Origin of the sequence: Stutzerimonas zhaodongensis (assembly GCF_003696365.1) — a bacterium.
GTDB lineage: Bacteria > Pseudomonadota > Gammaproteobacteria > Pseudomonadales > Pseudomonadaceae > Stutzerimonas > Stutzerimonas zhaodongensis.
In genome coordinates this window covers 89,176-110,016 of record NZ_RFFM01000004.1, presented here as the reverse complement: position 1 = coordinate 110,016, position 20,841 = coordinate 89,176, and the positions used below count along the sequence as shown (strand labels likewise).

Annotated in this window: 20 protein-coding genes; 14 read left to right on the top strand and 6 right to left on the bottom strand. The window is 59.6% G+C overall.

Going from position 1 to position 20,841, the window contains the following annotated elements:
- Nucleotides 1-85: 85 nt before the first annotated feature.
- From EA797_RS16210 to EA797_RS16200, 3 genes are all read left to right on the top strand, one after another.
- Nucleotides 86-577: a disulfide bond formation protein B gene (locus tag EA797_RS16210; protein ID WP_122167064.1), complete on the top strand. Its 492-nt coding sequence runs from the start codon at nucleotides 86-88 to the stop codon at nucleotides 575-577.
- Nucleotides 578-825: 248 nt separating this feature from the next.
- Nucleotides 826-1,290, top strand: coding sequence for a sigma D regulator (gene rsd, locus EA797_RS16205; RefSeq protein ID WP_122167062.1), 465 nt, complete (start codon nucleotides 826-828; stop codon nucleotides 1,288-1,290).
- A gap of 112 nt (nucleotides 1,291-1,402) precedes the next feature.
- A complete protein-coding gene (locus EA797_RS16200) occupies nucleotides 1,403-2,152 on the top strand; it encodes an AlgP family protein (RefSeq protein ID WP_122167060.1) in 750 nt (249 codons plus the stop codon).
- Here the strand turns inward: EA797_RS16200 and EA797_RS16195 are convergent.
- The gene (locus EA797_RS16195) at nucleotides 2,131-2,601 is read right to left on the bottom strand and encodes a TIGR02444 family protein (protein ID WP_122167058.1); all 471 of its coding nucleotides are present in this window, start codon (nucleotides 2,599-2,601) and stop codon (nucleotides 2,131-2,133) included. The genes EA797_RS16200 and EA797_RS16195 overlap by 22 nt on opposite strands.
- Nucleotides 2,602-2,665: 64 nt before the next feature.
- Between EA797_RS16195 and EA797_RS16190 the strand changes: the two genes are divergently transcribed.
- From EA797_RS16190 to EA797_RS16170, 5 genes are read left to right on the top strand one after another with little or no spacing between them, the layout of a single operon-like run.
- Nucleotides 2,666-4,576, top strand: a complete 1,911-nt coding sequence (locus tag EA797_RS16190) for an ATP-binding cassette domain-containing protein (RefSeq protein ID WP_122167056.1) — start codon at nucleotides 2,666-2,668, stop codon at nucleotides 4,574-4,576.
- Complete coding sequence (locus EA797_RS16185) at nucleotides 4,573-5,154, top strand: mechanosensitive ion channel family protein (RefSeq protein WP_244214139.1); 582 nt, start codon at nucleotides 4,573-4,575, stop codon at nucleotides 5,152-5,154. Before EA797_RS16190 ends, EA797_RS16185 begins: the two co-directional genes overlap by 4 nt.
- Before the next feature lie 5 nt (nucleotides 5,155-5,159).
- The gene (locus tag EA797_RS16180) at nucleotides 5,160-5,921 is read left to right on the top strand and encodes a TerC family protein (RefSeq protein WP_122167054.1); all 762 of its coding nucleotides are present in this window, start codon (nucleotides 5,160-5,162) and stop codon (nucleotides 5,919-5,921) included.
- A gap of 50 nt (nucleotides 5,922-5,971) precedes the next feature.
- A complete protein-coding gene (locus tag EA797_RS16175) occupies nucleotides 5,972-6,604 on the top strand; it encodes a LysE family transporter (RefSeq protein WP_122167052.1) in 633 nt (210 codons plus the stop codon).
- A 14-nt stretch (nucleotides 6,605-6,618) separates the two neighbouring features.
- Complete coding sequence (locus EA797_RS16170) at nucleotides 6,619-7,080, top strand: YaiI/YqxD family protein (protein ID WP_122167050.1); 462 nt, start codon at nucleotides 6,619-6,621, stop codon at nucleotides 7,078-7,080.
- A gap of 37 nt (nucleotides 7,081-7,117) precedes the next feature.
- Here the strand turns inward: EA797_RS16170 and EA797_RS16165 are convergent, their stop codons facing one another.
- Both EA797_RS16165 and elbB read right to left on the bottom strand, forming a co-directional pair.
- Nucleotides 7,118-7,588, bottom strand: coding sequence for a thioesterase family protein (locus tag EA797_RS16165; RefSeq protein WP_122167048.1), 471 nt, complete (start codon nucleotides 7,586-7,588; stop codon nucleotides 7,118-7,120).
- 149 nt (nucleotides 7,589-7,737) lie between these two features.
- Nucleotides 7,738-8,400, bottom strand: coding sequence for an isoprenoid biosynthesis glyoxalase ElbB (gene elbB / locus EA797_RS16160; protein ID WP_122167046.1), 663 nt, complete (start codon nucleotides 8,398-8,400; stop codon nucleotides 7,738-7,740).
- 308 nt (nucleotides 8,401-8,708) lie between these two features.
- Between elbB and hemB the strand changes: the two genes are divergently transcribed.
- Nucleotides 8,709-9,722, top strand: a complete 1,014-nt coding sequence (gene hemB, locus EA797_RS16150) for a porphobilinogen synthase (protein WP_122167042.1) — start codon at nucleotides 8,709-8,711, stop codon at nucleotides 9,720-9,722.
- A gap of 19 nt (nucleotides 9,723-9,741) precedes the next feature.
- Nucleotides 9,742-11,946 carry a polyphosphate kinase 1 gene (gene ppk1, locus EA797_RS16145; RefSeq protein ID WP_122167041.1) on the top strand — a complete coding sequence of 735 codons (2,205 nt, stop codon included), beginning with the start codon at nucleotides 9,742-9,744 and terminating at the stop codon, nucleotides 11,944-11,946.
- 43 nt (nucleotides 11,947-11,989) lie between these two features.
- Here ppk1 and ppx read toward each other — a convergent pair whose 3' ends face one another.
- Complete coding sequence (gene ppx, locus EA797_RS16140; protein WP_122167039.1) at nucleotides 11,990-13,492, bottom strand: exopolyphosphatase; 1,503 nt, start codon at nucleotides 13,490-13,492, stop codon at nucleotides 11,990-11,992.
- Nucleotides 13,493-13,702: 210 nt separating this feature from the next.
- On the opposite strand from ppx, the gene trxA reads away from it, so the two are divergent.
- The 4 genes from trxA (at nucleotide 13,703) to EA797_RS16120 (ending at nucleotide 18,116) form a co-directional block, all read left to right on the top strand.
- Nucleotides 13,703-14,029 carry a thioredoxin TrxA gene (gene trxA / locus EA797_RS16135; RefSeq protein ID WP_122167037.1) on the top strand — a complete coding sequence of 109 codons (327 nt, stop codon included), beginning with the start codon at nucleotides 13,703-13,705 and terminating at the stop codon, nucleotides 14,027-14,029.
- Nucleotides 14,030-14,261: 232 nt separating this feature from the next.
- Nucleotides 14,262-15,521, top strand: a complete 1,260-nt coding sequence (gene rho, locus EA797_RS16130) for a transcription termination factor Rho (RefSeq protein ID WP_122167035.1) — start codon at nucleotides 14,262-14,264, stop codon at nucleotides 15,519-15,521.
- Nucleotides 15,522-15,644: 123 nt separating this feature from the next.
- Nucleotides 15,645-17,111: a 4-hydroxy-3-polyprenylbenzoate decarboxylase gene (gene ubiD, locus EA797_RS16125; RefSeq protein WP_122167033.1), complete on the top strand. Its 1,467-nt coding sequence runs from the start codon at nucleotides 15,645-15,647 to the stop codon at nucleotides 17,109-17,111.
- Between the two features lie 33 nt (nucleotides 17,112-17,144).
- Nucleotides 17,145-18,116 carry a CDP-6-deoxy-delta-3,4-glucoseen reductase gene (locus EA797_RS16120; RefSeq protein WP_122167031.1) on the top strand — a complete coding sequence of 324 codons (972 nt, stop codon included), beginning with the start codon at nucleotides 17,145-17,147 and terminating at the stop codon, nucleotides 18,114-18,116.
- A 280-nt stretch (nucleotides 18,117-18,396) separates the two neighbouring features.
- Here EA797_RS16120 and EA797_RS16115 read toward each other — a convergent pair whose 3' ends face one another.
- Nucleotides 18,397-19,056: an SPOR domain-containing protein gene (locus EA797_RS16115; protein ID WP_122167029.1), complete on the bottom strand. Its 660-nt coding sequence runs from the start codon at nucleotides 19,054-19,056 to the stop codon at nucleotides 18,397-18,399.
- On the bottom strand, nucleotides 19,057-20,796 hold the full coding sequence (gene argS / locus EA797_RS16110) for an arginine--tRNA ligase (RefSeq protein WP_122167027.1): 1,740 nt from the start codon (nucleotides 20,794-20,796) through the stop codon (nucleotides 19,057-19,059).
- Nucleotides 20,797-20,841: the final 45 nt, after the last annotated feature.

The window sequence follows — 20,841 nt, the reverse complement described above, 5'->3', positions numbered from 1 at the left end:
GCTCCTCTGCGCTTAAATGCCTTTGGCTTGCAGCCAATGGCGAGCAGCACTACCGTAGCGAACTTTCTCTGTCTGCGGAGTCACCATGAACCTGGCCAGTCCTCGTTCGCTGTTCCTTCTGGCCTTCATCGGCTGCTCGCTGATGATGATCGCGGCGCTCTATCTCGAGCATGTCGTCGGGTTGGCGCCCTGCCCATTGTGCATCGTTCAGCGCGTTTGCGTGATTGGCTTCGGGCTGGTCTGTCTGGCCGCCTCCATTCATGGGCCTCAAAAGGGTGGCCGCCGTGCTTATTCAGTACTGGCGCTGCTGTTCGCGGTCGCTGGTGGCGCCACTGCCATACGCCAGATCTGGCTGCAGAACATGCCGGCAGATCAGCTGCCAAGCTGCCTGCCCAGCCTCGAGTACATGATGGATGCGCTGCCGTTTCAGGACATCGTCCGGCTTGTCCTCCATGGCACAGCCGAATGCGCCGAAGTTAGCTGGACGCTATTGGGTATGAGCATTCCGGAGTGGACCTTGCTGGCCTTCATCGCCATGGCCTTGTTCTGCTTCTGGCAGCTGCTGCGCCGCGACTAGCGATTATTTGTCGCAGCGATCGAATGATCGCTGCGCTTGGCGGTCAATCGACCAGCGCGAAGCAATGCTGACCTCGCTGTCCGGATGATTTTGATCCTGCTGCTTGATGCTTCGATCGCCGCAGCTTAGTCTGCTCGGGCGGCGTAGATTTCTTACCAGTCGCTGCCACTCACCCAAGGCCGATATACCAAGACAAAAACGTCTCGGAAGGCGCAACAGGCATCATCGATTAGGGAAGTGAGGTCATCATGCTCGAGAGCTGTCGGAACGCCCAGGAACGCTGGGGAGGTGTACACCTGCTGATTGATCGCTGGCTGCAAGAGCGCCATGCACTGATCAACGCATTCGACGAGCTGCATGTCCGCGACGCCGCTGCAAGTCGCGCCGCTTTGCAGAAATTTTGCGAAATCCTGCTTGATTACGTATCGGCCGGCCATTTCGAGATATATGAGCAGCTGCTCAATGAGGCCGAAGCCTTCGGTGACAAGCGTGGCCTGGACCTTGCCCGCCAGATCTATCCTCGGATCGAAGCCATTACTGAAGTGGCGGTCGCGTTCAATGATCGTTGTGACAAGGGTGACTGTTTGAACAGTCCCGGTTTGCCTGATGAGTTGAAGCGTCTTGGGCAACTATTGCACGAGCGTTTCGAGTTGGAAGATTGCCTCATCGAAGTGCTGCACACCGCACATAAGCAGCCCGCCGCCACCGCCTGAATGATCCCCCAGGGCAACCGCAGCGTCTCTCGTCGCTGCTTTGCCGCGGTCTGCGGCCAGCCCTGCTGAATGCACAGTAAAGGTTGCTCTCATCCCGCCTGGAGGCGCCGTTATGCCCGCAAAGAAACCCTCGGTTACTACTCCCCTGCATCTACTCCAGCAGTTGTCCAACAGTCTGGTGGAGCATCTGCAGAAAGCCTGCAGCGAGGCGCAGCAGGACGCGGAAATGCTCCTGGCCAAGCTCGAGAAACAGCGTGGGAGGACCCAGGAAAAGATCATCAAGGCCCGCGCCAAATTGGATGAAGCCGGTAACGCTGGTAAATCCAAGTCACAGACCAAGGCCCGCAGCCGGCTGGCCGAGTTGGACGACATGCTTGCCGTATTGCAGAGCCGGCAGAGCGAGACGCTGTCGTATCTGTCTGAATTGAAGCGTGATGCCGAGCAGAGCATGCAGCTTGCTCAGGGCGTCACCAGGGTTGAACAGGCCGCCGCCCAAGCGCTTGCCGCGCGTGCCAAGCCTGCCGCTTCTCGCGCTCCAGTAGCCAAGAAAGCGTCCGCTCGGAGCGCAAGGCCCGCTGCTCAATCCACAGGCTCTGCTGGCAAGAAGGTTGCGGGCAAATCACCCGCAAGGGCAGCCGGCGCAACTACCGGTCGTGCTCGGCCTGCTGCCAAGAACGACACCAAAACTCAGGCGGCCAAGCCTGAGGTGAACACGGCGCAGACGACAAAGCCCGATACGGCGCCTGCGAAACCGGCCGCCGCGGCGGCGTCGACAAAGCCAGGCGCGGCGAAAAAGCCTTCGCCCCGTAAGCCTGCTGCACCTAAGCGCCCCGCTGCAAATCAATCGCCTGCTACGAGCTGAGCCGCCGCGCGCAGCGTCTCGATTGGCCGGAACGTGGCTGGTCCGAGGCTGGCGCAGGCTCGGCCTATCCAGTCGGCCGAACCACTGGCGATTGACCAGTGCTGCGTAACTGACTGTAGCCGCAGAAGCTGGACGCGTTCGGCGTCCAGTTCCAGCGCCTTCACCCGTTTTCGCAGCTCAGCCAGATCGGCATCCGCGGCAGCAGGCTCACGCCATGTCTGACGCAGCGTGCGCAGCGGGGCGATTACTAGAGTTCGCCAGTCCTCACTGATTTGCTGTAGTAGTTGGAGACGTGCATCGTCATGAGCGGTTCCGCGGCATTCGAGCCATGCGCACGTCAGTAGCAGACAGACGTCCCCTCCGGCAGCTTGTAAATCCAGACAGGCTTCTTCGACGCCCGGTTGCGAGTAACAGGCGAGGGCGAAATTCCAGAGATCGTCATGCTTCATCGGGGCTTTTTTTCCTGAGCAGCCGGATGGATTTCCGGGCGACCTGATAAACTCCGCCGCCATTATGATCCGACTTCAGAATCTCACTCTACAGCGTGGCCCCCAGCGTTTGCTGGAAGGCGCCGAGCTAACCCTCCATCCTGGCCAGAAGGTCGGGCTTGTCGGTGCCAATGGCGCCGGAAAATCCAGCCTATTCGCGCTATTGCTTGGCGAATTCACGCCGGACGGTGGCGATTGCCAGATACCGCCCGACTGGCGGATCGCACATATGCGCCAGGAGATCGACACGCTCGATCGCCTTGCGGTGGATTATGTCCTCGATGGCGATACGGAGCTGCGCCGTGTCCAGGCTGCCCTGGTCACTGCAGAGGCGGCACATGACGGTACTGCCCTGGCGCGCCTGCATACCGAACTGGACAACGCCGACGGTTACACCGCTGATGCGCGCGCACGTAAGTTGCTCGCCGGGCTCGGGTTCGCCAATGAGCAGATGGATCTGCCTGTCAGTAGCTTCTCCGGCGGCTGGCGTATGCGTCTCAATCTGGCTCAGGCGCTGATGTGCCCCTCTGACCTGTTGCTGCTCGATGAGCCGACCAACCACCTCGACCTGGACGCCATCCTCTGGCTTGAAGCCTGGCTGAAGAGCTACCCAGGCACGCTGATGCTGATCTCTCACGACCGCGACTTCCTCGACGAGGTGGTTGGTAACGTCGTGCATGTCGAGCAGCGCAAACTTACGCTCTATCGCGGCGGTTATTCGGCCTTCGAGCGGGCGCGCGCCGAGCGCTTGGCTCAGCAGCAGCAAGCCTTCGAAAAGCAGCAGGCCCAGCGCGAGCACATGGAGGACTTCATCCGTCGCTTCAAGGCCAAGGCCAGCAAGGCTCGCCAGGCCCAAAGCCGTATCAAGGCATTGGAAAGACTTGAGGAGCTGGCGCCGGCTCATATCGATTCGCCGTTCGACTTCGTTTTTCGTGAGGCGGACAAGGTCTCCAGTCCGTTGCTGGATCTTGAAAAGGGCAGCCTTGGCTATGGCGACAAGGTGGTGCTGGACAAGGTCAAGCTGCAGCTTGTCCCGGGTGCCCGCATCGGCTTGCTCGGCCCCAACGGCGCGGGCAAGTCCACGCTGATCAAAACGCTGGCCAATGAGCTACAACCCCTGAACGGACGGCTGCAGCGCGGCGAAAACCTGGTTATCGGCTACTTCGCGCAGCACCAGCTCGACGCCCTGGATGCCAAGGCGAGCCCGTTGTTGCATTTGCAGCGTATTGCGCCCGGCGAGCGTGAGCAGGTTCTGAGAGATTTCCTTGGTGGGTTCGATTTCCGCGGAAATCGTTGCGACGAAGCAGTACTGAACTTCTCGGGTGGTGAGAAGGCGCGGCTGGCGCTGGCGCTGATCGCCTGGGGCAAGCCGAACCTGCTGCTTCTGGATGAACCGACCAACCATCTTGATCTCGAGATGCGATTGGCGCTGACGCTGGCCTTGCAGGACTTCGAGGGTGCGGTGCTCGTTGTGTCCCACGATCGACACTTGCTCAAGAGCACCACGGACGAATTTCTCCTGGTGGCCGACGGCCAGGTCGTAGCGTTCGAGGGTGATCTTGAGGATTACGCGCGTTGGCTGGTTGACTATCGTTCTCGCCAGCAGCCGCAGAGCTCCGTCGAATCTGCTGGCGACAAGACCGACAAGAGGGCCACTCGTCAGGCTGCAGCTGCGTTGCGCCAACAGTTGGCTCCCTTGAAAAGGCAGGCTGAGAAGCTCGAAAAAACGCTGGCTGACGTGCACACAAAGCTCGCACCGCTTGAAGCACGCCTTGCCGACTCGGAAGTGTACGAGTCGTCACGCAAGGATGAGCTACGCGAGTTGCTGGCCAAGCAGGCGGAGCTGAAGGTGCGCGAGGGTGAGCTCGAAGAGGCTTGGCTGGAGGCGCTGGAGGCGCTCGAACAGCTACAGAGTCAACTCGAGGCCAGCCCGTGAGCGAACGATGGTTATTTTTCTCGCAGCGTTGGAGCGATCAGCTATTGCTCGGCCTGCAGATAATGCTGATTCTGCTGGTCGCCTATGTTCTTCAGCGGATGGTCGTGCGTGGCCTCTCTCGGCTGGGCAGCCGCTACCCGCTTCCGCCGGAACTGCTTCTGCCGCTGCGTGGCGGGATTCGCTGGTTCATCATTGGTGGCGCGCTGATCATGGTGCTCGAGCGCGTCGGCGTTTCAGCCACGGTCATCTGGACCGCTTTCTCCGGGTTCGTGGCCGTTGCGGCAGTAGCCTTCTTCGCTATCTGGAGCGTGCTATCCAACCTGCTTTGCGCCGTATTGATCATGACCGTTGGCCCCTTCCGTCTGGGCGATCTGGTGGAGCTGGTCGAGAGTTCCGACAAGCCCATCGTCAAAGGGCGGGTCATTGACATAAACCTGCTCTACACCACACTGGAAGAGTCCTGCGAAAGTGGTGCCGGCGCCATCGTTCAGGTCCCGAACAGCTTGTTCTTTCAGAAGGTTCTGCGTCGCTGGCGCGGGACCGAGATCCAGACACCCCACCACAGCTCACACGAGTAACACCCATGGAATGGCTTAGCAGCCCCGAAATCTGGGTCGCGTTTCTGACCCTGACCGCCCTGGAAATCGTCCTGGGTATCGACAACATCATCTTCATCTCCATTCTGGTCGGTCGCCTTCCGAAGGAGCAGCAGCCCAAGGCACGCTTCTTTGGACTGGCGTTGGCAATGGGGACGCGGATCCTCTTGTTGCTCTCCATCGCCTGGGTCATGCGGCTGACCGATACCCTGTTCACGGTCTTCGAGCATGGCGTATCCGGCCGCGACCTGATTCTGTTCTTCGGTGGTCTGTTCCTGCTGTTCAAGAGCACGATGGAGATCTGGCACAGTGTCGAGGGTGAAGAGCAGCAGGATGGCACCACGTCCGGTGCTGTGAAGGCGGGCTTCGTTGGCATCATTCTGCAGATCGCAGTGATCGATATCGTCTTCTCTCTGGACTCTGTCATCACCGCCGTAGGGCTGGTGGACAACGTGCAGGTGATGATCGCGGCAATCGTCATTGCCGTCGGCGTGATGATGCTATCAGCGGGCACGATCAGTGAGTTCATCGACAGGCATCCGACGCTCAAGATACTGGCGCTCTCGTTTCTCATCGTGGTTGGCACGCTGCTGGTGGCAGAGGCGTTCGGTGCCCATGTGCCCAAGGGCTACGTGTACTTCGCGATGGTGTTCTCGCTCGGAGTCGAGGCGATCAACATTCGCATGCGCAAGGCGATGAATCGAAAGTTGAAAGAGCCGGTCAAGCTCGGCAAGGACATTCCCGAGTAATCGTGTAGCCGCTGCTCCTGTCCGGAACAGCGGCTTCTGGAGGATCCAGTATGACGTTCGAGACCTGGCTGGCCTTCCTGGTTGCCTGTTGGATCATCAGCCTTTCGCCTGGAGCCGGGGCGATTGCCTCGATGTCCTGTGGGTTGCAGTACGGCTTCTGGCGCGGCTACTGGAACGCTCTCGGGCTTCAGATCGCTTTGGCGCTACAGATCGCCGTCGTGGCGGCGGGTGTCGGTGCGGTTCTGGCGACATCTTCGCTGGCGTTCAGCCTGATCAAGTGGTTCGGTGTCGGTTATCTGCTGTGGCTCGCGCTCAAGCAGTGGCAGGCGGTTCCTTCAATGATCGATGAAAGCGCCGGGCCGCGGGCTATCGCGCGCCCCCTGTCGCTGGTATTCCGCGGTTTCCTGATCAACGCCAGTAACCCCAAGGCGATCGTGTTCATTCTCGCGGTGTTGCCGCAGTTTCTCGATCCGCAGCGAGACTTGGTGATCCAGTATCTGCACATGGGTGCCACCATGGTGGCGGTTGATCTCATCGTCATGGCCGGATATACGGGGTTGGCCGCCAGGGTTTTGCGTTTGCTGCGCACCCCGCGTCAGCAGCGTCTGGTCAACCGTAGCTTTGCGGCCATGTTTGCCGGCGCAGCGGCGCTACTCGCTACCGTGCGGCGGGCCGTGGTGTGAACATCACTGAGTCCATGCGTGTATGGGTCGACGCCGATGCTTGTCCTAAAGCGGCCAAAGAGCAGCTGATCAAATTCGCCCTCAAACGGAAATTCGAGATCGTCCTTGTCGCTGGCCAGAGCCAGATCAAACCGGCCTTCGCCTGTGTCCGTCTGATCGTCGTGCCAAGTGGCCCGGACGCTGCCGATGACTATCTGGTAGAAAATGCCCAGCCTGGCGAGTTGGTGATCTGCAGCGATGTCCCGCTGGCTGATCGCCTCGTCAAGAAGGGCGTCGCAGCGCTCGATCCGCGGGGTCGCGAGTTCGATGAGCGCAACATGGGTGATCGGCTGGCGGTACGCAATCTGTTCACCGATTTGCGCGAACAGGGCCAGACTGGTGGCGGGCAGGGCGCTTACGGTGATCGGGATCGGCAAGCCTTCGCCAATGCGCTTGATCGCTTGTTGACCCAGCTCGCTCGCGCCCGGAACCTTTAGCGAAGCTGCCGAACGGGCGCCTTTGACCGAATCGTCGTCAGCCGCAGAGATAGGTGCCGGTGCCAACCGCGATCAGTACATCTTCTTCGTTATGCAGTTCTGAGCGAACCACGGCCACTTTGTTGCCAGAGCGGAGCAAGGTCGCACTTGCACTGAAGCGACTGCCCCGCCCGGGGCGCAAATAGTCGATGCGCAGATCAATGGTGCCGAGTCGCGACAAGCGTAGGGCGCGCTCTTCCGTCGTCAGGTGCTGGTGCTTCTCGAACGCGCCGATCATCGCCATGGCGCCGCCAACAACGTCAAGCAGTGAAGCGATCACGCCCCCATGCAGGATGCCGTGGAAAAAGTTGCCGATCAGCTCGTGCTTCATCGGCAGGTGCATCACCACGCGCTGCCGAGAGACCTCATCCAGTTCGATGCCTAAATATTCGTTGAAGGGTATGCGCTCGAACAACTGTCGCACGGCGTGTTGCTGTTCTTCGATGGTATCGATTCGAGGCGGGGTCATGGCTCGGCTTCCTGGCAGATCGGCTCAAACTGCAGGAATGTCGGCGGATTGGCCAGTAGGTCGGCGGGAGCGTCGGTAGGATTGGCTGTATAGCCACCGATACTCAGAAATCCCGGGACGTACCCCGGGATCGAGTAACGGCCCCTAGACTATTTGTTGGTCAACTCAAGTACACGGTCGACCAGCTTGTAGATACCGGAAGCCGCATCGCTGATCGATTGGGCGAGCATGTACGCCGGCGTAGTAACCAGTTTGTTCTTCGAATCCTCGATGATTTCGGTCACTTCACAGGCCTGATGCTCGACGCCCATCTCACGAGACGCAGCAGCGGCTGGGTCATCATCGTTGCCTAGTGTGCAGACGACGCCTGGCCCGAATATATGCGCAGCCATGGTTGGCGCGATGCACATCATGCCCACCGGCTTGCCTGAGCTAGCAAAGGACTGCGCCAGTTCCAAGACCGCTGGCAGGACCTGGCAGGCAGCGCCTTGGGTGGCGAAGTCGGACAGGTTTTTCGCGGCGCCGAACCCGCCTGGCATGATGAGGGCGTCGAAGTCCTCCGCGCGGGCTTCGCTCAGGTCCTTGATCTCGCCGCGCGCCAGCCTGGCCGACTCGACCAGAACATTACGGTTTTCGGGCATCTCTTCGCCCGTGAGGTGATTGATCACGTGCATCTGCGCAATGTTTGGAGCGAAACACTGAACGGTGGCACCACGCTGATCCAGCCGCAGCAAGGTGATTACGCTTTCGTAGATCTCCGAACCGTCGTAAACGCCACAGCCCGAGAGAATGACGGCGACTTTTTTGTTCATGGGGTACTCCTGGTCGATCAACGGCCCGACGGACGTCGGGCAATGGCTTGGATGCTGATGCGTGGTGGGTTCTCGCTAAGCCACCTCCTGTTCATTGGAGGCCTGGCGGCGCCCGACGTTCGCTTTTGCGCGGCTCTAGCCGGTGCGCTTGAGCCCGCTCTACTCTTGATTAAAGCACTGGCCGACGCTCTCATCGGTGGCCACAATGGCTGCGGTTACCTGTCGACTGGGTTGTTTCTGTCATCATTCAGTCACGAAGTCGGCTTATAAACGTCATATTCGCCCGCACTGCGGGCCAGGAGTTCGCTGTGAGTTTCGTCCCTGCCAATCGACTGTTTCCCGGTACTCGCCTGCGCCGTAACCGTCGTGACGATTTTTCCCGCCGGCTGGTTCGTGAAAATCTGCTGAGCGTGGACGATCTGATTCTGCCGGTCTTCGTTCTCGATGGTGAAAATCGCCGTGAGCAGGTCCCATCGATGCCCGGGGTGGAGCGTCTGTCCATCGATCTGCTGCTGGAAGAGGCGGCCGAGCTTGTTGCGCTGGGTATTCCGGCATTGGCGTTGTTCCCGGTAACGCCATTGGAAAAGAAATCCCTCGACGCCGCCGAGGCCTGGAACCCCGATGGAATCGCGCAGCGTGCCACTCGCGCGCTACGAGAGCGCTTCCCCGAGCTCGGAATCATCACCGACGTTGCGCTGGACCCGTTTACCACACATGGTCAGGACGGCATTCTCGATGAGCATGGCTACGTGCAGAACGACATCACGGTCGATGCACTGGTGAGGCAGGCGCTGTCCCACGCCGAGGCCGGCGCTCAGGTAGTCGCCCCGTCAGACATGATGGACGGGCGAATTCAGGCGATCCGCGAGGCGCTCGAAGTGGCTGACTACCCTAATGTGCGGATCATGGCCTACTCGGCGAAATATGCCAGCGCCTACTATGGCCCCTTCCGCGATGCGGTAGGCTCGGCCGCGAATCTGGGCAAGGGCAGCAAGAACACCTATCAGATGGACCCTGCCAACGGGGACGAAGCACTCCATGAGGTTGGTGCAGATTTGGCCGAAGGCGCGGACATGGTCATGGTCAAGCCCGGTATGCCCTATCTCGACATCCTGTGGCGAGTCAAAGATGCCTTTCGCGTCCCGACGTTCGTCTACCAGGTCAGTGGTGAATATGCGATGCACAAGGCCGCCATACAGAACGGCTGGCTGAGCGATGCAGTGATTCTCGAATCACTGACCGCCTTCAAACGTGCGGGCGCCGATGGCATCCTCACCTACTTCGCCAAGCAGGCGGCACAGCAATTAAAACAGGGCCGATGAGCCCGCCCGAGGCAGATCGATGACCAATCAGGGACTCAGCGAAAACGAATTGCAGATGGCCGCCGTTGAGGCGCAACCCCTCGAGGAGCTTGTGCAAACAGCTCCTGAGCTTGAGAAGGTTGAGGATGCACCGGCGCCGCCGGTGGCGCCGCCGAACCTGGATGACAATAGTCTGTACATCCACCGCGAGCTGTCCCAGCTGCAATTCAATATCCGCGTGCTGGAGCAGGCGCTGGACGAGTCCTACCCATTGCTGGAGCGGCTCAAGTTCCTGCTGATTTTTTCCAGCAACCTCGATGAGTTCTTCGAGATTCGTGTCGCTGGCTTGAAAAAGCAGGTCACGTTCGCCCGCGAGCAAGCCGGCGCTGATGGCTTGCAGCCGCATCAGGCGCTGGCGCGTATTTCCGAGCTGGTCCATGACCAGGTCAACCGCCAGTACTCCATTCTCAATGAGGTGTTGTTGCCGGAGCTGGCCAAGCATCAGGTGCGCTTCATCCGCCGACGCCACTGGACAGCAAAGATCAAGACATGGGTGCGTCGCTACTTCCGTGACGAGATCGCGCCGATCATTACCCCGATCGGGCTGGACCCCACTCATCCGTTCCCGCTGCTGGTCAATAAGAGCCTGAACTTCATCGTCGAGCTGGAAGGTATCGACGCCTTTGGGCGTGACTCGGGACTGGCGATCATCCCGGCGCCGCGATTGTTGCCGCGGGTCATCCGGGTACCGGAAGAGGTGGGTGGGGCGGGAGCGAATCATGTGTTCCTCTCGTCCATGATTCATGCTCACGCGGACGACCTGTTCCATGGCATGAAGGTCAAAGGCTGCTATCAATTCCGCCTGACGCGTAATGCCGACCTGTCCGTAGATACGGAAGATGTTGAGGATCTGGCCCGAGCGCTGCGTGGCGAACTGATTTCCCGGCGCTATGGCGATGCGGTACGGCTGGAGGTGGTGGACACCTGCCCGAAGCATCTCGCGGACTTTTTGCTCAAGCAGTTCAGTCTTAGCGAAAGTGAGCTGTACCGGGTCAACGGGCCGGTCAACCTGACCCGACTGTTCAGCATCACGGGGCTGGAAAGCCATCCCGAGCTGCAATACACGCCCTTCACCCCGGCCATTCCAAAGCTGTTGCAGAACAGCGAGAACATCTTCAGCGTCGTCGGTCGGCAGGACATCCTGCTGCTGCACCCCTATGAGTCATTCACCCCTGTGGTGGACCTGCTGCGCGAAGCGGCAAAGGATCCCTGCGTACTGGCGGTCAAGCAGACGCTCTATCGCTCGGGCGCCAACTCCGAAATCGTCGATGCGCTTGTGGAAGCGGCACGTAATGGCAAGGAAGTTACAGCGGTAATCGAGCTGCGCGCTCGCTTTGACGAGGAGTCCAACCTGCAACTGGCCAGTCGCCTGCAGCAGGCTGGCGCCGTGGTGATCTATGGCGTCGTGGGTTACAAGACACACGCCAAGATGATGCTAATCCTGCGCCGCGAGAATGGAGAGCTGCGGCGTTACGCGCATCTTGGAACCGGCAACTATCACGCCGGGAATGCGCGTCTTTACACCGATTACAGCCTGCTGACGTCGGATGACGCGCTTTGTGAAGACGTATCGAAGTTGTTCAGCCAGCTGATCGGCATGGGCAAGACCATGCGCATGAAAAAACTGCTGCACGCGCCTTTCACCTTGAAGAAGGCGCTGCTCGACATGATCACACAGGAAACGCAGCACGCCAGCGAGGGCAAGCCGGCGCATATCATTCTCAAGGTCAACTCGCTGACCGACGCTAAGATGATCCGCGCTCTGTACAAGGCCAGCCAGACAGGAGTGCGCATCGATCTCATCGTCCGTGGCATGTGCTGTCTGCGCCCTGGCATTCTTGGGGTTTCGCACAATATTCACGTGCGATCCATCATCGGCCGCTTCCTTGAGCACAGCCGGGTCTTCTACTTCCTCAACGGGGGGGATGAGAAACTCTACCTGTCCAGTGCGGACTGGATGGAGCGTAACCTCGACCGTCGCGTCGAGACATGCTTCCCGGTAGAAGGCAAGAAGCTGATAACCCGGGTGAAGAAGGAGCTGGAAGGCTTTCTGACCGACAACACGCAGAGCTGGGTGCTGCAGCCGGACGGCAGCTACTTGCGCAACAGTCCTAGTGGCAACCAGAACGCACGGAACATACAGAACGCCCTGCTTGAGCGGCTCGGTAGCGCAGCCGCCCGCTAGAGCCTCTACGAAGCCGCCTGCACTGGCAGGCGGCTGAACACCATCAGCGCACCGTCAATGTGAAGTCGATTCGCGAGAGCCAGTCCGCTTCGAGGGCGAAGTCGGCCTGGGTCAATGGATTCTGCTCCAGCCAGCCGTCGGGGAATGCCACGTCCAGAGCGTCGTCGCTAGCCTTGAGCATGCATGCCGGGGCCTGCTGCGGTCCGCGAATGTGGTGGAAAAGGATGGCGAAGCGCAACAACACACAAAGGCGGGTCAGCTTCACGCCGTCTTCGCTCATTTCTTCGAACTTTTGCTTGGGTATGTTGCGGCGGTGGCCGCGTACCAGCAGTGCCAGCATCTGCTGATCCTGGCGCGAAAAGCCCGGCAAGTCGGAGTGCTCGATCAGGTAGGCGCCGTGCTTGTGGTAGTGGTAGTGCGCGATATCCAGACCCACCTCGTGAATCCGTGCGGCCCAGCTCAACAGTTCGCGATGCCAGTCCTCATCCAGGCCCCAGTCTGACGACACCTGATCGAAGGCTTCCAGCGCCTTGCTCTCGACGCGTGACGCCTGCTCGGCGTCTACGTGGTAGCGCTCCATGAGAAAGCTCAGTGTGCGGTCCCGGATGTCCTCGTCATGATGTCGGCCGATGAGGTCGTAAAGTACGCCTTCGCGCAACGCGCCCTCTGAGTGGGCCATGCTGGTCAGCTCCAGAGCATCGAATATTGCTTCGATGATTGCCAGGCCGGCAGGGAAGATGCCCTTGCGATCTGGCTTGATGCCATCCATCTCCAGCTTTTCCACATCGCCGAGCTTGAACAGCTTGCGTTTCAGCCAGCCGATGCCTTCGGCCGTGACTTCGCCATTTCCAAGTCCTGCACCCTTGATGGCCAACCCGACGGCTCGAATGGTACCGGACGCACCCACTGCATCCTGCCAGCCGAGCCGGCGCAATCCGTGCTCGATGCTCATCAATTCCAGCCGGGCGGCAGTGTAAGCCTGTGCGTAACGGGCGGGGGTAACCTTGCCGTCTCGAAAGAACCGCTGGGTAAAGCTCACGCAACCCATTTGCAGACTTTCACGCAACAGCGAGTCGAACCCCTCACCAATGATGAATTCCGTGCTGCCGCCACCAATGTCCACTACGAGCCGCTTTCCGGTCGACGCGGGAAAGGTATGCGAGACCCCTAGATAGATCAGTCGCGCTTCCTCACGACCGGATATCACCTCGACCTGATGGTTGATGATTGTCTCGGCCTGGCGAATGAACTGTGCACGGTTGCGGGCTTCTCGTAGCGCATTGGTGCCTACCACGCGTACAGCGCCTTGCGGCAGGTGGTTGACCAGCTGCGCGAAGCGGCGCAGGCAGTCCAGGCCGCGCTGCATGGCGGCGTCGTCGAGCTGACGGTTTTCATCTATACCGGCTGCGAGCTGGACCTTTTCGCCAAGCCGTTCGAGGATGCGCATTTCACCGTTGCTGGTCCGGGCCAGGACCATATGGAAACTGTTCGAGCCAAGATCCAGTGCAGCGATCATTGGGGAGGGTTCGACGGCTAGTGGGCGCATGGGGCGGTCTCTGTGCAAAACCCCGACATCCTGACATGATCGCCTTCATACGCCAACGCGCAGCGCTGCTTAGCCGCACTTCGGTCAGCCGGCCTGACTCTCCGTTCCATAGTCGTTGTCTATTACCCAAGCGACAGACTGCGACTTTCGGTCCCCTTCAAGCCGGGCTATGATGGCGTCACTTCCGATTTTGACCCTGGAGAACATTCCATGAGCGAATACATCAACAATGTCAGCGACAGCAGTTTCGAGCAGGACGTGCTTCAGGCTGACGGCCCCGTGCTGGTCGACTACTGGGCCGAGTGGTGTGGCCCTTGCAAGATGATCGCTCCCGTACTCGATGAGATCGCCAAGGAATATGAAGGCCGTTTGAAGGTTTGCAAGTTGAATATCGACGAGAACCAGGAAACGCCTCCTAAATATGGCGTTCGCGGTATCCCGACGCTGATGCTGTTCAAGAATGGCAACGTCGAGGCAACCAAGGTTGGTGCCCTGTCGAAGTCGCAGCTAGCGGCGTTTCTCGACAGCAATATCTGATCCGGTAAGGCTCTTTTTAAAAGCCCTCGCAAATTGCGGGGGCTTTTTTATGACTGCAGGGTGGACGCTTCGCCTGCACGATGCTAAATTCGGCCTCGCGACGCTTCTTCCGTCGCCCTCTGCATGCCGTCGCCGACGCACTTCAGCCTCAAAAAGCACAACGAACCTGTTCGTCTCTTGCTGCGCGGCTTCTCAAGCTAATCGCTTTCTTCATCCCTTCTGATCTCTCTCTATGAATCTGACCGAACTTAAGCAAAAGCCCATCACCGAACTGCTGGAAATGGCCGAACAGATGGGCATCGACAACATGGCCCGTTCGCGCAAGCAGGACGTGATTTTCTCTCTGCTGAAAAAGCACGCGAAAAGCGGTGAGGAAATCTCCGGTGATGGCGTGCTGGAGATTCTTCAGGATGGCTTCGGCTTCCTGCGCTCCGCGGATTCCTCCTATCTTGCCGGCCCTGATGACATCTATGTCTCGCCGAGCCAGATCCGCCGCTTCAACCTGCGTACCGGCGACACCATCGTCGGCAAGATCCGCCCGCCTAAAGAAGGCGAGCGCTACTTTGCGTTGCTCAAGGTCGATACGATCAATTTCGATCGCCCGGAAAACGCCAAGAACAAGATTCTCTTCGAGAACCTGACCCCGCTGTTCGCTAACAAGCGCCTGACGATGGAAGCCGGTAACGGCTCCACTGAAGACCTTACCGGCCGGGTAATCGACCTCTGCGCCCCGATCGGCAAGGGCCAGCGCGGCCTCATCGTCGCACCGCCGAAAGCGGGCAAGACGATCATGCTGCAGAACATCGCCAGCAACATTACCCGTAACAACCCCGAGTGCCATCTGATCGTCCTCTTGATCGATGAGCGTCCGGAAGAAGTGACTGAAATGCAGCGCACCGTGCGCGGCGAGGTTGTGGCGTCGACCTTCGACGAGCCGCCGACGCGTCACGTGCAGGTCGCCGAGATGGTGATCGAGAAGGCCAAGCGCCTGGTCGAACACAAGAAGGATGTGGTCATCCTTCTGGATTCCATCACACGTCTGGCCCGCGCCTACAACACCGTGATCCCGAGCTCCGGCAAGGTGTTGACCGGTGGTGTCGATGCCCATGCCCTCGAGAAGCCAAAGCGCTTCTTCGGTGCGGCACGTAATATCGAAGAAGGCGGCAGCCTGACCATCATCGCCACCGCGCTGGTGGAAACCGGTTCGAAGATGGACGAGGTGATCTACGAGGAATTCAAGGGTACTGGTAACCTTGAGTTGCAGCTCGATCGCCGCATCGCCGAGAAGCGGGTGTTCCCGGCCATCAACATCAACCGTTCGGGTACTCGTCGCGAAGAGTTGCTGACCAGCGAAGAAGAACTGCAGCGTATCTGGATTCTGCGCAAGTTGTTGCATCCGATGGATGAGAGCGCAGCGATCGAGTTCCTGTTGGACAAGCTCAAGGACACCAAGACCAACGACGAATTCTTCATGTCTATGAAGCGTAAGTAAGCGTTTGGTTGTGTCACCGAGGCCGGGGAAACCCGGCCTTTGTCTGTCTGCAGGTTTTGGAATCGCCAAGGTCAAGGCTAAACTCTGCGGCCCCAGTCCTGCCGGCCCACATGAGGCTCAAGCATGCAGTATCGTGATCTGCGCGACTTTATCAGCGGTTTGGAAAAACGCGGCGAGCTCAAGCGTGTTTCGGCCGCCGTTTCCCCTGTTCTGGAAATGACCGAGATATGCGACCGCACCCTGCGCAGGCAGGGGCCGGCGTTGCTCTTCGAGAACCCGACCGGATTCGACATGCCGGTGCTCGGCAACCTGTTCGGCACCCCGAAGCGGGTCGCGCTCGGAATGGGTGCCGAAGAAGTTTCGGAGCTGCGCGAGATCGGCAAGTTGCTGGCTTTCCTCAAGGAGCCTGAGCCGCCGAAAGGGCTGAAGGATGCCTGGAGCAAGCTGCCGATCTATAAAAAGGTCATCAGCATGGCGCCCAAAGTCCTCAAGGACGCTCCCTGCCAGGAAGTGGTGCTGGAAGGCGACGACGTCGACCTGTCCGCATTGCCGGTGCAGACCTGCTGGCCGGGTGATGCTGGGCCGTTGATCACCTGGGGGCTGACTATCACCAAGGGCCCTAACAAGGAGCGGCAGAACCTTGGGATTTACCGCCAACAGGTGATTGGGCGCAACAAGGTGATCATGCGCTGGCTCAGCCATCGGGGGGGTGCACTGGATTTTCGTGAATGGTGTGAGAAATTTCCCGACCGTCCGTACCCGGTAGCGGTTGCGCTCGGAGCTGACCCGGCCACCATCCTCGGCGCCGTGACTCCAGTTCCCGATTCGCTTTCGGAGTACGCCTTTGCCGGCCTGCTGCGCGGGAGTCGAACCGAACTGGTCAAGTGCCGAGGTAGCGATCTGCAGGTGCCGGCAGGCGCCGAAATAGTGCTCGAGGGTTTCATCCAGCCAGGCGAGATGGCAGACGAGGGGCCCTATGGCGATCACACGGGCTACTACAACGAGGTCGATCGCTTCCCGGTGTTTACCGTCGAGCGCATCACCAAGCGTCGCGATGCGATCTATCACAGCACCTACACGGGTCGTCCGCCGGATGAACCGGCGATATTGGGCGTCGCGCTTAACGAAGTGTTCGTGCCGATCTTGCAGAAGCAGTTTCCCGAAATCACCGATTTCTATCTTCCACCGGAAGGTTGCTCCTACCGCATGGCGGTAGTGACGATGAAGAAGCAGTATCCCGGCCACGCCAAACGCGTGATGCTGGGTGTCTGGAGCTTCCTACGCCAGTTCATGTACACCAAGTTCGTCATCGTCACCGATGACGATATCAATGCTCGTGACTGGAATGATGTGATCTGGGCGATCACCACACGCATGGATCCCAAGCGCGATACAGTGCTGATCGAGAATACCCCCATCGACTATCTCGACTTCGCCTCGCCGGTTTCCGGCCTTGGTAGCAAGATGGGGCTCGACGCGACCCATAAATGGCCGGGCGAAACCAGCCGGGAATGGGGGCGCGCCATCGTTCAGGACGAGGCGGTCAAGCGCCGGGTAGACGAACTCTGGGCCGAGCTGGACATCGACTGATGACCGGCAGCCGCAATCTCAGGTTTTAATCAGATGAAAGTTACGCTGCAACCCTCTGGCGCGGTACTTGAAGTCGAGCGTGGCGAGCTGATCCTCGACGCGGCCCGGCGCCTTGGCTATGACTGTCCGCAAGCTTGCCGAAACGGCAATTGCTTGATCTGCGCCGCCCTGCTCGTCAATGGACGAGTGCGGCAGCGTGGTGAGAGCCATGATCACGGCGAAGTGTTCGCTTGCCTGGCGCAGCCTGAAGAGGATTGCGTGTTGCTCTGGGACGGCGTCCTTGCGCCCGGGGAACTCCCGGTGCGTACGCTCAGCTGTCAGCTGATCAGCTGCGAGGCGGTCGGAGGCGATGTGTTTCGCCTGCTCCTACAGGCGCCGGCGGGCAAGCTGCCGCGCTATCACGCCGGGCAATACCTGTTGCTTGAGCGAGAGGATGGCGAGTTCAGCGCCTTTTCGCTGGCGTCCGCCCCTGGCCGTGGGCGTGAGCTTGAGCTTCACGTCCTGGCGCGTGAAACGTCGGCTATCGAGCTGCTGGCATTCATCCGGCGCAAGGGGATGGCGACGGTACAGATGCCGTTTGGCGATACGCACCTGGCAGAGTTGCCCAACGGCCCGTTGGTTCTGATAGCCGCGGGCACCGGTATGGCGCAAATGAACAGCCTGATCGAGTACTGCCGAGCCGAGGGTTTCGCCCATCCGGTTCATCTCTACTGGGGCGTGCGACGTCCTGATGATTTCTATCAGCTTGCCCACTGGGAAGAGTGGCAGCAGATGCCTAATCTCTACCTGCATCAGGTGGTCAGCGACGTCCGCGGATGGCCGGGCCGGTGTGGGCTGTTGCATGAGGCTGTCTGCGAAGACATCGCAGATCTGAAGCCGGTGCATGTCTACGCCAGTGGTTCACCTGCAATGATATACGGCACGCTGGACGCGCTGGTCGAGGCAGGAATGGATGCGACGCAGATGCGGGCGGACGTATTCGCCTATGCCCCCCGTGACGTGTAAGCAGGGCTGAGTTCTTAGCTGTTGTCAGTAGGGTGTTGAGCTCATTGGCAAGCGTGGCCTGCTTCATCCTTATTGGCGAATGGCTTGCGTCCAGCTGAGTCGTTAGTTTTTCAAGAGCAGGTAATGGCTGAGCAGAGCGCCTTACCGCGCCGGTCAGCCCCTGGGCGTTGATCGAGAGTTGGTTGCGCTGATGATGATCTGCTGCATGAGGCGCGGTCTCTTCAGACACTAGCGTTGCGCGGCGCCAACCAGGTTGGCGCCGCAGCACTCGGCGCTTGAATTAACGTACCTGGCGCTGCTGTAGCAGCAGGTTGTTATAGCCACTGGCGGCCAGTGCCTTTTGGGCCTGGGCCAGTTGGTCTCGGTTGGCGTAAGGGCCCACCAGTACGCGATACCAGTCCTCGTCACGCACGGTGACGTTTTCGACTCGAACATCCTGACCCAACAGAATGATCTGCGCGCGGACCTTCTCGGCTTCGGGTTTCTTACGGAAAGAACCGGCTTGCAGGAAGAACTGCGTGACCGGTGCCTTGGCTACCGTCGGTGGAGGTGGAGGGACCTGGCCATTCAGCGCGGCTTCCGCGCGTGCAGCGTCGATCTTGGCGGCCTCTTCCGGGGTAACCGGCTTGGGCTGCTCAGGTTTCGGCGCTTCGGGCGGCAGGATCACTTCTGATTCTGGCAGCAACGTATAGAAATCGTACTTCGGTTTTACCGGCTGGCCCGAAGCAGGCGCTGAACGTTTCGGCTGCTCCTTGGGCTTTGCCGTTTCCTTGGTGCGCTTGATCTCGTCGCCGCCGGGTTCGAGGCTCATCAGGAATACGATAAACCCGCCGATGACCAGGCCACATGCCAGCCAGACCCAGCCAGGAACTGGCTTGCGCGCTGGTGCCTGATAACGGCTTGCGCCGCGCTTGGGGGCAGGTTTCTTCTTGGCTGCCACTTACATCCGCTCCAGTGTTTCCAAGCCAAGCAGCTCCAGACCCTGTTTGAGGGTCTTGCCGGTCAGAGCAGCAAGGCGCAGGCGACTCTGTTTCACGGTTTCGCTTTCCGCTGTGAGGATTGGGCAATGCTCATAGAAGCTCGAGAACAGGCCGGCTAGATCGTACAAATAGCTGCACAGTAGATGTGGGACACCTTTCTCCCCCACACCATTAAGCACTTCCGAGAACTGGGCGAGCTTCGCACCTAGCGCTTGCTCCTGCTCGGCATCCAGGTGAATTTCGCCGGACAACGCGTCCATGTCAGTGCCGAGCTTGCGGAACACGCTGGCGACACGGGTGTAGGCATAAAGTAGATAGGGCGCGGTATTACCTTCGAAGCTGAGCATCTGCTCGAAGTTGAAGCTGTAATCGCTGGTGCGATGCTTGGAGAGGTCGGCGTATTTGACGGCGCCTATGCCCACCGCACGTGCGATCTGCCGTAATTCGGTTTCATCCAGCTCCGGATTCTTGCCCTTGACCAGGCTATAGGCGCGCTGTTCGGCTTCATCGAGCAGGTCGACCAGTTTCACCGTCCCGCCGTCGCGGGTCTTGAACGGGCGGCCGTCGGCGCCATTCATGGTGCCGAAGCCCATGTGCTCGAGCTGCATGTCCGGATGTACGAAGCCTGCACGGCGGGCTACTTCGAACGCCATTTGGAAGTGCAGCGCCTGACGCTGGTCGACGAAATAGAGTGCGCGATCCGCTTTTAGCTGTTGGCTGCGGTAACGCATGGATGCCAAGTCGGTGGTGGCATACAGATAGCCGCCACCGGCTTTCTGTACGATTACCGGCAGGGGGTTGCCTTCGGCGTTCTTGAACTCTTCGAGAAAGACGCATTGGGCGCCATTGCTCTCGCTCAGTAAGCCTTTCCCTTTGAGTGCATGGACGATATCGCCCAGCTCGGCGTTATACGCGCTTTCACCTTTCACATCGTCAGGTGTCAGCTTGACGTTGAGGCGGTCGTAGACCTTCTGGCAATGGGACAGAGAGATCTCGTTGAACTGCTTCCACAGCCGCAGGCAGTCAGCGTCGCCCGCTTGCAGCTTCACCACGAGCTCCCGTGCACGCTCGGCAAACGCTTCGGATTCGTCGAAGCGTTGTTTCGCTGCACGGTAGAACTGCTCCAGGTCGGACAGCTCGGCTTCGGCGGCTGACGGGTTTTCCTCAAGAAAAGCCAGCAGCATGCCGAATTGAGTGCCCCAGTCGCCCACATGATTCTGGCGGATCACGTCATCGCCTAGAAACTCCAGAACCCGCGCGACGGCGTCGCCGATGATGGTCGAGCGCAGGTGGCCAACGTGCATCTCCTTCGCCAAATTTGGCGAGGAAAGATCAACGACGACGCGTTGTGCGGGACCTGTTTTGCTTACACAGAGATGCGAGTCTGTCAGGGCTGCGTCGAGGCGTTGAGCCAGCGCCGCGCTGTTCTGGAAGAAGTTGAGGAAGCCTGGGCCTGCGATCTCCACCTTGCTGACCGAACTGTCAGTCGGTAAAGCATCGATGAGCTTTTGCGCGAGGTCACGGGGCTTCATTCCGGCTGGCTTGGCCAGCATCATGGCAATGTTGCTGGCGAAGTCACCGTGAGTCTTATCGCGAGTGTTCTCCACCTGAATAGCTGGGCTCAAGCCGTCAGGCAGCACCCCTTCAGCGGTAAGGCGGGCCAAGGCTTGCTGAATCAGGTGGCGAATACTGTCTTTCATCTTGTGCTCTTCGGCCCGGAGGCTTTGGTCGAAAACTGGGCATTA